Origin of the sequence: Micromonospora pisi (assembly GCF_003633685.1) — a bacterium.
Taxonomy (GTDB): Bacteria; Actinomycetota; Actinomycetes; order Mycobacteriales; family Micromonosporaceae; genus Micromonospora_G; species Micromonospora_G pisi.
Map to the genome: position 1 here is coordinate 5,058,044 of NZ_RBKT01000001.1, position 13,021 is coordinate 5,071,064.

General features: G+C 70.0%; 10 protein-coding genes. 6 read left to right on the forward strand and 4 right to left on the reverse strand.

The window, feature by feature from the left end; genetic code table 11:
* Positions 1-1,326, forward strand: a complete 1,326-nt coding sequence (locus BDK92_RS21540; protein ID WP_121158341.1) for a hypothetical protein — start codon at positions 1-3, stop codon at positions 1,324-1,326.
* On the opposite strand, the gene BDK92_RS21545 is transcribed toward BDK92_RS21540, so the two are convergent.
* The gene (locus BDK92_RS21545; protein WP_147457082.1) at positions 1,292-2,587 is read right to left on the reverse strand and encodes a hypothetical protein; all 1,296 of its coding nucleotides are present in this window, start codon (positions 2,585-2,587) and stop codon (positions 1,292-1,294) included. The genes BDK92_RS21540 and BDK92_RS21545 overlap by 35 nt on opposite strands.
* 185 nt (positions 2,588-2,772) lie before the next feature.
* On the opposite strand from BDK92_RS21545, the gene BDK92_RS21550 reads away from it, so the two are divergent.
* The 3 genes from BDK92_RS21550 (at position 2,773) to BDK92_RS21560 (ending at position 7,989) form a co-directional block, all read left to right on the forward strand.
* A complete protein-coding gene (locus BDK92_RS21550; protein ID WP_170208649.1) occupies positions 2,773-6,540 on the forward strand; it encodes a S8 family serine peptidase in 3,768 nt (1,255 codons plus the stop codon).
* A 97-nt stretch (positions 6,541-6,637) separates the two neighbouring features.
* A complete protein-coding gene (locus BDK92_RS21555; protein WP_147457083.1) occupies positions 6,638-7,492 on the forward strand; it encodes a hypothetical protein in 855 nt (284 codons plus the stop codon).
* On the forward strand, positions 7,486-7,989 hold the full coding sequence (locus tag BDK92_RS21560) for a DUF5946 family protein (RefSeq protein WP_121158344.1): 504 nt from the start codon (positions 7,486-7,488) through the stop codon (positions 7,987-7,989). The genes BDK92_RS21555 and BDK92_RS21560 overlap by 7 nt, the downstream gene beginning before the upstream one ends.
* Here BDK92_RS21560 and BDK92_RS21565 read toward each other — a convergent pair.
* Together BDK92_RS21565 and BDK92_RS21570 are read right to left on the reverse strand one after the other, a co-directional pair.
* Positions 7,986-8,924, reverse strand: a complete 939-nt coding sequence (locus tag BDK92_RS21565) for a hypothetical protein (protein WP_121158345.1) — start codon at positions 8,922-8,924, stop codon at positions 7,986-7,988. The genes BDK92_RS21560 and BDK92_RS21565 overlap by 4 nt on opposite strands.
* Positions 8,921-9,439: a SigE family RNA polymerase sigma factor gene (locus BDK92_RS21570; protein ID WP_121158346.1), complete on the reverse strand. Its 519-nt coding sequence runs from the start codon at positions 9,437-9,439 to the stop codon at positions 8,921-8,923. The genes BDK92_RS21565 and BDK92_RS21570 overlap by 4 nt, the downstream gene beginning before the upstream one ends.
* Positions 9,440-10,035: 596 nt before the next feature.
* Here BDK92_RS21570 and BDK92_RS38520 point away from each other — a divergent pair.
* Both BDK92_RS38520 and BDK92_RS21580 read left to right on the forward strand, forming a co-directional pair.
* Positions 10,036-10,458, forward strand: a complete 423-nt coding sequence (locus tag BDK92_RS38520) for a hypothetical protein (RefSeq protein ID WP_147457084.1) — start codon at positions 10,036-10,038, stop codon at positions 10,456-10,458.
* Between the two features lie 164 nt (positions 10,459-10,622).
* A complete protein-coding gene (locus BDK92_RS21580; protein WP_121158348.1) occupies positions 10,623-12,077 on the forward strand; it encodes an alkaline phosphatase PhoX in 1,455 nt (484 codons plus the stop codon).
* A gap of 83 nt (positions 12,078-12,160) precedes the next feature.
* On the opposite strand, the gene BDK92_RS21585 is transcribed toward BDK92_RS21580, so the two are convergent.
* Positions 12,161-12,955 (reverse strand): SDR family NAD(P)-dependent oxidoreductase, encoded by a 795-nt coding sequence (locus BDK92_RS21585; protein WP_170208650.1) that lies wholly within the window; start codon positions 12,953-12,955, stop codon positions 12,161-12,163.
* Positions 12,956-13,021: the final 66 nt, after the last annotated feature.

The following is a 13,021-nucleotide window of genomic DNA, read 5'->3' on the forward strand; positions in this document are numbered from 1 at the left end:
ATGACCGGACCGGCAACGGATTCCGGGACGTCCGAGACGATCCTCGCGGTCCGCGCCACCAGCCACCGGTTGCGGACCCTGGGCGCCGCCGCGCCGGACCGGATGTGGCACGAGGCCGACGGCTGGACCCGGCTCACCACATCCACTGCCGGCGCCGATGACGTGGCCGCGCCGGAACCCGCCGGGATCAGCGTCGCCGCCCGGGTGCCGGCATGTCTGATCACAGTGGACGACGGCGGGTTGCGGCTCACCGCCTGTGGGCCGGACGGGGTCGCGGTCGGACCACTCGACGCCGGTTGCACCGAGGCGGACGCGGCGTCAGCGGTCACCCTCTTCGGGCTGCCCGACGGCACCGGGCTGTTGCACCGGGCGCTGAGCAGCCCGTCCCCGGCCTACGACCGCCCGGCCCGGCTCGCCGACGTCTGCCGTTGCCTGGGAATGCCGCTGGAACTGCTGACCCCGGCCGGGTCCGACGGTGCCGTCGTGGTCGCCCGGCCGGCGGGCGGACCGGAGGCCGGCGTGGTCCTGGTGTACGCCCCGGCGGTGGTCGCCGCGGCCGAGGCACCGCTGACCCGGCAGTCCGCGTGGACGGTGCCGGTCGACGGACTGCGCAGCCTGCACCTCTGGGACGGGCGGGGTCCACGGGCCAACCTGACGGTCGCGGCCGAGGTGCTCGCCGACCGGCGCTGGCCCACGATCACCTACTGGTGGTCGGAGCGGACCGCCGGCTTCATGCTGACCCGGCGCAAGCGGGTGGTGGGGGCGCACGAGTGGGGCGGTGACGCCCCGGTCACCCCGGAGGGGACCGCGCGGGCGGGCCGGCAGTTGGCCGAACAGTTCGGCGTGGCGGAGCAGGCGTTGACCGTGATCGGGTTGCTGCGCCGTACGGATCTGCCGCCGAAGCAGGCGCTCGTCGAGTTGGGAGAGCTGCTCGACCTGCCGGTCGAGATGGTCGGGCGTACCGCCGGGGAGTTGGCCGAGTGGGCCGGGTCGGTGCCGGGCGCGATCCGGACCGAGCGGCTGAGTCTCGCCGGTGCCGTGATCCACTCTGTCCGGGAGCACCGGATGAAGTCACCACCGGAGGATCTGTACCACGCCCGCCCGATGTGGCAGCGCCTGCTCAGCGGCCTGACGTTGCTGGTGTTCGTACCGATGACGGTCTTCTTCGCGGCGAGTTGGCTGCGGGGTGAGGGGAGCGGTTGGTGGGTGCTGCTCGGACTCGTCCTGACCCTGGACATGGCATGGGGCGTACGTCCGGGCCGGCGCAGCCGGATGCGGGTCAACCGGGGCGTCACCTCGCCCGGCGACCCCGACCGGCACCCCTGAGCGTCGCCCCTGCTCGTAGGGAGAGGGTGGTTTCCCGTACGACTGCCGGAGCCGGGTCGCGCAGCAACGGAATGAGCTCTTCGGGGTCGACCTCGGCTAGTAGCCGCAGTCCCCTCACCGCCTCGGCCCGGACCCGGGGTGTCGGGTGGGTCAGCAGCCGGCGGAGCAGCGGCACGTCCGCGCCCGAGCCGGTCTCGACGAGTCCGGCGATCGCACCGGCCGAGGGGACCGGCTCGCCTACCGCCGACCGGTACCGTTCCAGCGCGTCGAGCCCGGTACGGCGGGCGGCGTCCCGCGCGACCGCCCGTACCAGTGGCGCGGGGTCGGTGAGGTGGTGCGTCACCTCCTCGTCGGCGCCGGTCCGGACCAGACCGGTCAGGGCGAGCACCCGCACCTCGGACCGAGGGCTGCGACTCAGCCGGTGCAGGATCGGCAACCGGCGGCTCCAGACCGCCTCGCGGCAGGCGGCTTCGGCCGCGCTGGCCCGGATCCACCCGTCGACGTCGGACTCGGCGGTAGCCACCAGGTCGTCGACGCTCAGCCAGCTCTGGGCCCGGCTGACCCCGTACGTGAAACGGCGGGTCCGGACGTCGGCGGAACCGGCCAGGCGCATGCGTACGTGGACCGGGGCGGCGAGCAGCGCGGCCGTCACCTGGGCGTGTGCGAACCCGCCACGGAGCCGTTCGCCGAGCAGCAGCGCCATCGGCAGCGCGGCCGGTAGGTAGGAGTTGGCGTTCTCCGCGAGCAGCAGTGCCAGACCGGCCCGAGCGGGGTCGCGCACCTGCTTGACCCAGTCGGCGGTACGCAGGACGAGGAACGGCGTCAGTTCCGGATACTCCATGTCGAGCATCGCCGCGACGGCTCGTTCGCGTACGTGTCCGTCGCCGTCCATGCTGGCGATGGCGGCCAGCACCGGTCCCGCCGACGGCTCGTCGAGCCGGGTCGCCAGCCGTGTGACAGCCGTCGTCACGGTCGGCAGGTCAGGCCATCCACGTCGGACGTGCTCGTCGAGCCGGGCGAGCATGCGGGGCTTGGCACCGAGCAGCATGAGGGCCGCGCACTCGGTTTCCCGGCCGCCCCCGCTCTCGGCGAGTGCGGCGAGCGTAACGATCAGCCGGTCGAGCGCCTCCCCGTTCAGGCTGGTCGCCTCCCGCGCCGCGACCGCCACCTCGTCGAGCCCCGCCCGGGCGGGCGGTTCCGCCCCGGGGCCTGACGCTTCCGGTTCGGTCGCTGCCCGACGTGCCCGCTTCACCCACATCACGCCGACATCCTGCCGCACTCGACGGCTGGCACCCAGCGAGTTCCGGTGCGAATCGCCGCAGGTCACCGACGAGCCCCTCCGGGTGGGTCGGGGCCTGACACCGAGCCGGCAGACCTACCCTAAATGATCTTGCAGGCGTAATCTCCCGGGCGTTCACCGGACAACCAAGATTGAGGAAACCACCCATGTCACCACGTTCCCGGGGGATCGGCCTCACCGCCGTGATCTCCGCGTTCCTGGCGGTGGCCGGAGGGTCGCCAGCCATGGCGGCAGCCGGTCCCGCCCCCGAACCTGCCACCGGCACACCGACCCCCACGGCGTTCGCCACCCCTCCCGGCACCCACACGATCACCCTGATCACCGGTGACGTCGTCACCACCAGGGAAAGTGGCGCCCAGGGCGGCACCGTCCAGGTACGGCGCCCCGACGGCGGCCCCGCCGACGCGCGGATCGTCGAAGCCGGCGACAGCCTCTACGTGTACCCGCAGGCCGCCCTGCCGTACGTCGCCGCCAACACCCTCGACAAGCGGCTCTTCGACATCACCTCGCTGGTCGCCGACGGCTACGACGACGCGCACCTCGACCGGCTGCCGCTCATCGTCACGTACACGGACGCGGCCCAGGGCCTGCGGGCCGACGCCGCACCGACGGGAGCCGTACGGACCCGAACCCTCAGCAGCATCCAGGGCGCGGCGGTCAGCACCGAACGTGACCGCGCCGCCGACTTCTGGACCTCGGTCACGTCGAACCCGGCGAACCACACCACCGCGAAATCCACGTCGGACGCCGGCCCGAGCTTCGGCGCCGGCATCGACAAGATCTGGCTCGACGGGCGGGTCCACCCCGACCTCGCCGAGACCACCGCACAGATCGGCGCCCCCGAGGTCTGGGCCGGCGGCGACACCGGCAAGGGCGTACGCGTCGCCGTGCTGGACACCGGCATCGACGCCGACCACCCGGACCTGACCGACCAGATCGCCGACTCGGCCGTCTTCGTACCGGACGAGGAGATCGTCGACCGGATCGGACACGGCACCCACGTCGCCTCGACCATCGCCGGCACCGGCGCCGCCTCCGACGGACGGGAGAAGGGCGTCGCCCCCGGCGCCAGTCTCGCCATCGGCAAGGTCCTCAGCGACCAGGGCTACGGGCTCGACTCGTGGATCCTCGCCGGTATGGAATGGGCCGTACGCGACGCCGACGCGAAAATCGTCAACATGAGCCTCGGCTCGGACCAGCCCAGCGACGGCTCCGACCCGCTCAGCCGAGCCGTCGACACGCTCAGCGCCGAAACCGGTGCGCTCTTCGTCGTCGCCGCCGGCAACTCCGGCGCCCCCTCCGCGATCAGCGCACCCGGCGCCGCCGACGCCGCGCTGACCGTCGGCGCCGTCGACGGCAACGACGAACTCGCCCCCTTCTCCAGCCAGGGACCGCGCCTCGGCGACGAGGCGCTCAAGCCCGAGCTGACCGGCCCCGGCGTCGCCGTGCTCGCGGCACACTCGCAGTACGCACCCGGCGAAGAGGGCTACTACCAGTCGATGGACGGCACCTCGATGGCCACCCCGCACGTCGCCGGGGCCGCCGCGCTGCTCGCCGCCGCACACCCCGGTTGGACCGGGCAGCAACTCAAGGACGCCCTGGTCAGCACGACCAAGGCCACCCCGTCGTACGACGCCTACCAGGGCGGCACCGGCCGGGTCGACGTCGCCGCCGCCGTACGGGCACCGATCGTCGCCACCGGCACCGCGTACGCCGCGGTGCCGTACGACCGGAAGTCGGGCACCACGAACCTGGCGTCCGCCGCGGCCCCCGGCCCGGTCAAGCGTCCGGTGACCTACACCAACACCACCGCCCGACCGATCACGCTCGACCTGGCGCTCGACGCCGCGACCGCGCCGACCGGGCTCTTCGCCCTCTCCGCCAACCGGGTGACCGTGCCCGCGAACGGCACCGCCACCGTGACCCTGACCCTGAACACCGACCGGGCCACGACCGGCGCCCACCACACCGGTCAGATCGTCGCCACCGGCAACGGGACCGTGCTGGCCCGCACCGCCATCGGCGTCGGCACCGTCACCCCCTACCACTGGCTGACGCTGCGGCTCACCGACCGCAGTGGCAAGCCCATGGCCGGCCTGGTGGAACTCGGCCGGAGCGGCAACTTCGGACCCGACTTCGTCAACATCGGTGACGACGGCGAACTCAGACTGCTGCTGCAGCAGGACGTCTACTCGGCGCTGGTCTTCGCCAACATCCCCGGCAGCCACGGACCGAACTCGAACGGCCTGGCCCTGCTCGGCGACCCCGACATCGACCTGCGGGTCGACACCACGGTCACCATGGACGCGTCCAAGGTCCGCCAGATCCAGTCGACCGTCCCACGGCCGACCGGCGACACCTACGCCCGGCTCGACTACCACCGCACCATGGGCGGCGGCCACTGGCGCTCGTTCATCGAGGCGGGCGTCTTCTACGACAGCTTCTGGGCCGTACCGAGCAGCGACAAGGTCACCCACGGCGACTTCTACCTCAATGCCCGCTGGCGCAAGGAACAGCCGGTGCTCAGCGTCGCCAGCGCCAAGGCCGACTTCGACGACCTGGTACGCCAGTCCGGCACCACCCAACTGCCGAAGGGGAAGTGGAACCTGTCGGCGGTCTACGCGGGTGACGGCGGCACCGCCGACTACACCCGGCTCGACGCCCGGGGCAAGGTCGTCGTCGTACGCCAGAACGACAACGTGAGCGGCACCGACCAGGCCGCCGCCGCGACCGCGGCCGGGGCGAAACTGATGCTGGTGGTGAACGACCACCCGTGGCGGGAGGTCCGTGACTACTCGGTGGACTTCTTCACCCCCACCCCGATCGAGGTGGCCCAGCTCAGCATGGACGAGGGGCAGGCGCTGATCGACCAGATCCGGCGCGGGACGACGAAACTCAGCGTCGCCTCCCAACCGGCCGCCGACTACGTCTACGACCTGGTCCAGATCCACCACAACACGATTCCGAGCGAGCTGACCCGGCGGGAAACCGACCGGACCCTCGCCCGGATCGACGTCGGCTTCCCCTTCCCGGCCGGCGCCACCCGGGGCGGCGAGTTCCGGTTCGACTGGCCGGCCTACTCCGACTGGGGCATCGGGGTGACGAGCAACCGGCCGCTGGCCCCGGTACGGACCGACTGGGTCTCCACCGAGGGGCCGTACCAGTGGGGGCAGGAGGCGTACGTCGAATCCGGCACGTACCAGATCGACACCCGGGACAGCTACAAGCCCGGCAGCTCCAGTGACGAACGGTTCTTCACCCCGATCGAACGCCCGTACCTGAACAACAACTTCAGGCCGCCGTTCCGCAGTGGAGACACCTTCAACCTGGACATCCCCGGTGCCGGTGGAGACGACCACGTCGGCATGACGATGAACGCCTCCACCCAGACGAACACCCTCTACCAGGGCAGCACCCAGATCGGGCAGGGCAGCGGAACGCGGGTCACCGGCATCGCGCCGAGCCCGAAGTCGCTGCCGTACCGGCTCAACGTACGGACCAGCCAGGATCCGACCGCGGGCCCGTACTCGACGACCACCGAAACCGACTGGACCTTCCGCTCCAAGGCCCCAGCCGGTGAGGAACAGGTGGTGCTGCCGCTGCTCCAGCTCCGCTACTCGGTCGACACCGACACCGCCGGGGTGGCGAAGGCGAAGACCGACCTGACCGTGGCGGCAGAGCACCTGCCGGGCGCCGCCGAGTGCGGCAAAATCGAATCGGTCAGCCTGGAGGTGTCGTACGACGACGGCGCCCACTGGCAGCGTCAGTCCCTGGACCGGTCGAGGGACGGTCAGTGGAAGGCGAGCCTGCGGGCACCGAAGGGCGCCCACTTCGCCTCGATCCGAGCCACCGCCCGCGACACCGCCGACAACTCCATCACCCAGACCGTCATCCGCGCCTTCGCCCTCCGCTGAGTTAGGAAGGGCCCCTTGTTATCGTTTTCCGTTGTACAAGGGGCCCTTCCTAACGGCTTGTCGCGTGCCTGGTGACGCCGCGAGCAGGATGTGGATGATGAAGCTTTCGTACCGTGGTACCTGGCTGCTGACCGTCCTGCGCAAGATCTCCGACTGGCCTCAGCGGATCGTCATCGAGGGCTCGACCAGTCTGGTCATCGTCGCCCAGCCGGGCACCTCGCAGTTGATCAGCGGCGACGAATGGCAGCTCCGGATCGAGCACCACGTCTCCGGGGCTTGGCGCCCGAACGCCTCCCTGATCCAGGGAACGACCACGGAGCAGGGCGGTCAGAGCTGCCACCGGGTGATGACCAAGGACCACTACTGGCAGGGTGACGCCACACCGAACGACCTGGTGGTCGAGCTGCGCAGCGTGGGTGCGGGCGTGACCGTGGTCGGGCACCTCGCGGTCGACCGTGACCTGCGACCGTACGACGGCGGCCTGCGCGGTACCACGCCGTACTTCCTCGGGGTCGACATCCGCAACACCGGGCACCGCCCGCTCGGTTACGACTCCACGCTGGAGATCACCGCCAACGGGCGGCGCAGTCTCGCCGAGTACGGCGTGCACGTGATCGACGACTGGACCGACCGGGACCTGCGTACGGTCGAACAGGAGGTCTACGGGACGGCGGTGAGTCTCCCGCCGATCCGGGCCGGGCAGCAGACCGCCGCCTACTTCCGGGTCGACGCCAGCCGGTCGACCCAGGGGTATCCGGAGGTGGAGTTCGCCCTGTCGAGCGCCGACGAGGACGGTTACTCGCCTGTCGCACGTGCCGTGTCGCACCCGATCGTGATCGGCGACGCCACGCAGCCGCAGGCAACGCCGACAGCGACTGCGACAGCGGCCGTGGACGCGGCGGCTCGGCACGAGGTACGACCGATAGCGGTGCGGCCGTACCCGGAATGGTGACCTGCGCGCAGTGCGGCGCCCCGGGGTCGGAGGCGTACTGCGACGAGCTGTTCCAGCGGCTGCTGGCGCTGGACCACTCCCGGCAACCACCGTGGGGACCGTTGCACGGTGTCGCTGTCGCCTGCTTCTTCCTCCAGCACCCGGATCACCGGCTCGCCCCTGCCGACACCGACGGTGCCCGGGAGCTGGTGCACGCGTACCTCGACGGCGGGCAGCGCGCCGTCGACGCCTTCGTCGAGCGGGCCCGGCGACGCAACTCGCACCGGGGTCAACATCGTCAGGGTGGTGACCAGCGACCGAGGCCCGTGACGGCGCCGTCGATCCTCCCCGATGCGGCACCCCGGGCCTTCGCCACCACCATCGTGGATGTCTCCGCCGGCGGTGATTTTCCGGCCCGGACGTACGAGAAGTTGGTTCTGTCCTGGGCCGAGGCGACCGTCGCGGCGAGACCCCGGACCGCGAACCGCGATCCGGGGCCCCAGCAGGTTGGCGACTAGTTGCCCAGGCCGCAGTCCTTGCCCGCGATGGGCAGCGGCGTGCAGGGCAGCTTCTTGTAGTCGGCCGGCGCGGCGCCCTCGACCTTGGCGAGGTTCTCCGGCGTACGCGGCAGCCACTCGAAGTTGATCTCGTCGGACGCCTTCGGGCCGGCGGAGGTCTTCCGAACCGGCAGGTACGTGTCGGCGTCGACCCAGATGTCCGTGGTCGAGCCCGGCACCGGAACCCACCGCAGGTGCACGGTCGCCCTGCCGTCCAGCGACTCCTCACCGACGAGCGTCAGCGTGCCGCCAGCGAGCGCGTCCTGGAGTTCCTTGGGGTCGATCAGCGGGCCGACGGCCTTTTTGCCGGTCGGCGTCTCGATCCGTTCCCCGTTCGGTCCCGTGGTGACGGTCACCTCGACGCCGGCGGGTAGCGCCGCGATCTGGTCGTTCCACCACTTCTTCTTCTGGTGGTCGATGACGATCGCGTCGTTACCGTTTCCCGTCTTGAAGACGGTGGTCCTGCTGTTGCTCGCGAGTTCCGTCTCGTCGGTACGCTCGCGCCCGGTCTTGGTGTCGACCCAGCTCTCGTTGGTCATCGTGGCCTTGCCCTTGCCGTCCTTGAAGTCGGATCGGGTGTGCCGGACGAAGTCGGAGAGGTTGCCGAGCGCGGTGGTGGTGCGCTCGCTGACAAGGTTGACGGTCAGCGTCTCGGGGGCGGTGTCACCGCCGGCGTTCGGAGTCGACTCGGTGCCCGGGGAGAGGCTCAGCGACGCGGCCAGGGCCACGGCGGCGACCACCGGCACGGCGCCGGCGATCCGAAGACCCCAGGTCCGGCGGTTGTTGCGGCGGTGCAGAGTCTCGGTGAGGCCAGATGGTGCGCTCATTCCGTGCGTCTCCTCGTGTAGCCGGTTGCTCAGCAGTTGACCCAGCTGTTCGTCATCGAGAGCTGTCATTGGAAAACCCTCATCTCGTTGGTTTCGTGAAAGTCCCCGAGCAGTTCGCGAAGTCGCGACAGGGCGCGGGAGGTGTACGACTTGACCGTTCCGGTTGAGCAGCCGACGAGTTCGGCGGTCTGCTCGACGGAGAGGTCCTCGAAGTAGCGGAGCACGATCACCTGTCGTTGCCGGATCGGCAGCTTCGCCACCGCGTCGGTGACCATCCGTCGGTCTCCGATCCCGTCCAATGCGGGATCGTTGGAGCGGAAGGCGTTCGTGTCCTCCGGCATGGCCGTTTCGCGTGGGCGGCGCAGCAGCCCCCTGATCCGGTCCCGGGACAGGTTGACCAGGACATGCCGGACGTACGACTCGGGTGCGTCGCGGGCTTTGGACCAGCGGCGCATCGTACGGAGCAGGGCGGTCTGCAGCAGGTCCTCGGCGTGCCCGCGGTCCCCGGTGAGCAGGTACGCGAGGCGCAGGAGCGCTGCCGACCTCTGCTCGACGAACGTGTCGAAGCTCGGATCAACTCTCACGCAGCTAAGAACTCCACCGGTCCGGGGAGGGTTGCCACGTACGACCGGTCGTCACAGTGGCCGTCACCGGAGCTGAACACGCTCCGCATCGGGGCTTCACAGAGTCGCCCTACGTCATCATCTAATTCCGCTGGGTGCCCAGTGGGGCCGGGTGGTCGAGAGCGAGTGCCCAATCCGGCCCTGTCGGCCAGATGGAGTCGTCCCAGGAGGCGAACCTCGCCCCCTGTCCACCCAGGTTCGGTTGGGCTGTGGCGTTCTACTGCCCCTCTAGGGGTAGCAACTCGACACAGCCCGCCTGGTAAATGGAGCACTGCTGGTCGCGGCTCGACTGCGTCTCATTCGGTCGAGCCGCAGAACTGGCAGGTCGGCGCGACAGGGCGGCCCGGGCGTGGGGGACTTTGAATTCCTGACGCCGCCACCTGGCAAGGAACTTCTAAGAGGGATTGAGGCTTCGGTGTGACCCAGACAGATTTTGTTGACTTGCGTCGATTACTTGTGGCTGCCGGCGGAGGAGGGAGTTGGTTGGTTGGCAAAGATCCGAGATCTTGGAATTCCGACGACGCGGGAACGGCGTCCTACTTCCAAGATCTCGAATCTTGGTCGGGAGGGCCGCTGCCAAGGCGATATCCATCCCGGCGGCGGCATCCACTACTTGCCCGAGTGGTCGGCGACGTACGTGCCTCGGCCGGCTCGCGCTCCGGGTCACCGTCAAGGACCTGACGGCCAACGCCGCTGACCTGTCCCGGGTGCAGGGAACGTTCTGGGAGGTGACCGCCGTCGACCCCTCGGACACCGGCAAACCGATTTTCCCGCCGTTGCACCAGAGCCTGCCCGAAGCGGTCGAGCACTGCCTGCGTCACCTGGGCTCGGCCCTGCGTGCGGGCGTACCCGCCGACCCGACCCAGCCGCTGCGAATCCCGCAGCAGCCGGCACCGGTGGACGAGCCGACGGATCCGGAACCGTCGTTGCGTCGGCTCGCCCGGAACCATCCGGGCGAGCCGATCACCATCCGGTTGTAGCTGGCCGCCGTGCTTCCAAAGGAGTACGCCGCCTGGGCGATGCGTGAGTGGCCCTGGTTCTTTACTTCGATGTCACCAATCGATCTCACAGGTGACGTGTCGGTGTCTGCCCGTAGGAGTTGGCTGTCAGATCGTCGCACTTGTTTTGACAGGAGCTGATCTACGTGACTTCCTCTCGTCGTACCTTCCTCGCCGGCGGCGCCGCCGCCGGCGTGGGTCTTGCCGTTGCCGGTGGCCTGCCGTCCCTGGCTCAGGCCCACCCGGGCCAGCCCCATTCGCCGGTCAAGGGCGGCCACGTGCCCTTCCCGCCGCTCGTGGACGACCCCGACGGCATCCTGGCCCTGCCCGAGGGCTTCAGCTACACCGTGGTCACCCGGACCGGCGTCACCCGCCTCGACCGTGGCCAGGGTTCGACCCCGGCCGACCATGACGGCATGGCGGTCTACGACGCCGGCCACGGCCGCTACAACCTGATCCAGAACCACGAGATCGACCCGGGCGCCGAGTTCGGCGTACCGCACGTCAAGGGCACTGTCTACGATCCCGGCGCGGTTGACGCCGGTGGCTGCACCGTGATCCGGACCGACCGCGCGGGTCGCAACCTGGGTGAGTTCGTCGCCCTCTCCGGCACCGTCAGCAACTGCGCGGGCGGGCCCACCCCGTGGGGGACGTGGCTGACCTGCGAGGAGACCGAGGACCGGGCCGGGGACGACTGGGAGGAGGACGGCCGGTCCGGCGTTTTCCAGAAGGATCACGGCTACGTCTTCGAGGTCTGGGCCGACGGCAGCGCGGACCCGAAGCCGATCAAGTGCCTGGGCCGCTACTCCCACGAGGCCCTGGCGGTCGACAAGGACCGCACCGCGGTCTACCTCTCCGAGGACGCTGACGGACCCAACGGCCTCTTCTACCGCTGGAGCGCGCCTCGCGGCGTCAAGCTGGGCCCGGGTGTGCTCACCCGCCTCGCCCCGAACGCCGGTGTCCTCGCGGCGATGCAGATCATCATGGACGACGGATCGGTGCTGCCGGACGTCGCCTACCTGACCTCCGCCCAGCTGGGACGGCCCTTCCCCGTACGGTGGATCGAGGTGCCTGACCGCGACGCGCGGAACAAGCCCGTACGCGAGCAGTTCACCGATGCCCAGGTCACCCGTGGACGCAAGTTCGAGGGCGTGTGGGGCACCGACGAGGGCGTGTACGTGGTCAACTCCTACGCCTGGGACGAGGGTGACCTGCCGGCGGACGCGGCCCCGCACGACGGCATGGTCTGGTTCTACAACTACAAGGCCCAGACCATCCAGCTGGTGACGTACTTCCCGCACCAGACCGCCTCGGAGGAGGGGACGCCGGTCAAGTACAACGACCTCACCTTCGACGGCCCGGACAACGTGACCGTCACCCCGTGGGGAAGCCTCGTGCTCGCCGAGGACGGCTCGGGCGCCTCCCACGTGCTCAGCACGATCCCGGGCGGCCCGACGTACGCGATCGCCCGCAACCAGCTCAACGACTCGGAGTTCTGCGGGCCGGTCTTCACCGCTGACGGCAAGGTGCTCTTCGTCAACATGCAGGACCCCGGCCTGACCCTGGCCATCACCGGCCCGTGGGAGAAGTACCTGGGCTGACCCAGCGCCAGACGGACCTGTGGGGGGTCAGGCGATCCGCCTGACCCCCCACAGCATCTGCGGGCCCCGCAGCTGGCTGGTCGTCAGCGGCGGTAGCGGTCGGCCGGGACGTTGCGGGAGAGGATGGGCGCCAGGACTCCGCGCGCCTTCTCGTACTCCTCCCAGTTGGTGGTGTCCACCAGCGAGGGGATCGTGATCGCCTCACCGGCGTCGAGTCCGGCGAGTGCGGCGTCCACGGCCACCTCGGCGGCCATGACGTTCTCGTCGGGGAATGCGGCCAGCGGGATGCCGGATCCGTCCCAGAACCTGGTGGGCATGGCGCCGGGAACAACCCCGTGCACGGTGACACCGGTGCCGGCCAGCTCCTGCTGAAGTGCCTGGGTGAAGGTCAACACGTAGCTCTTGCTGGCGCTGTAGACGGAGCTGACCGGCTGCACCCAGAACGCCATCGCGGAAGAGACGTTCACGATCGTGCCGCGAGCGCGCTGGACCAGCCCGGGGAGCACGGCCGTGGTGAGCCTGGTGGGCGCGGTGATGTTGAGCGTGATCATCTGTTCGGTGGCGGCTGGGTCGAAGCCGGGGCTCGGTGCGAAGGTGGCCGCGCCGGCCGCGTTGACGAGCACCTCGACGGACTCGTCCGTACGCAGCCGCTCCGCGACCTTCTCCAACTGCTCGGCCGCGTTCAGGTCCGCGACCAGGATCTCGGCGGTGACGCCGGTCTGCTTCGTGATGTCCTCGGCGACATCGTTGAGGCGGGTCTCGTCGCGGCCGACGAGGACCGGGGTGTATCCGCGCTCGGCGAACCTGCGGGCGTAGGCGGCGCCGAACGGGGAGGAGGCTCCGGTGATGACGGCCGTCTTCGGTGCGTTCGTGGTCATGATGTCGATTCCCATTTCGCGGTATGGATACGTACCCGAATGTGGTTTGGTTTCCAAACCATCCCT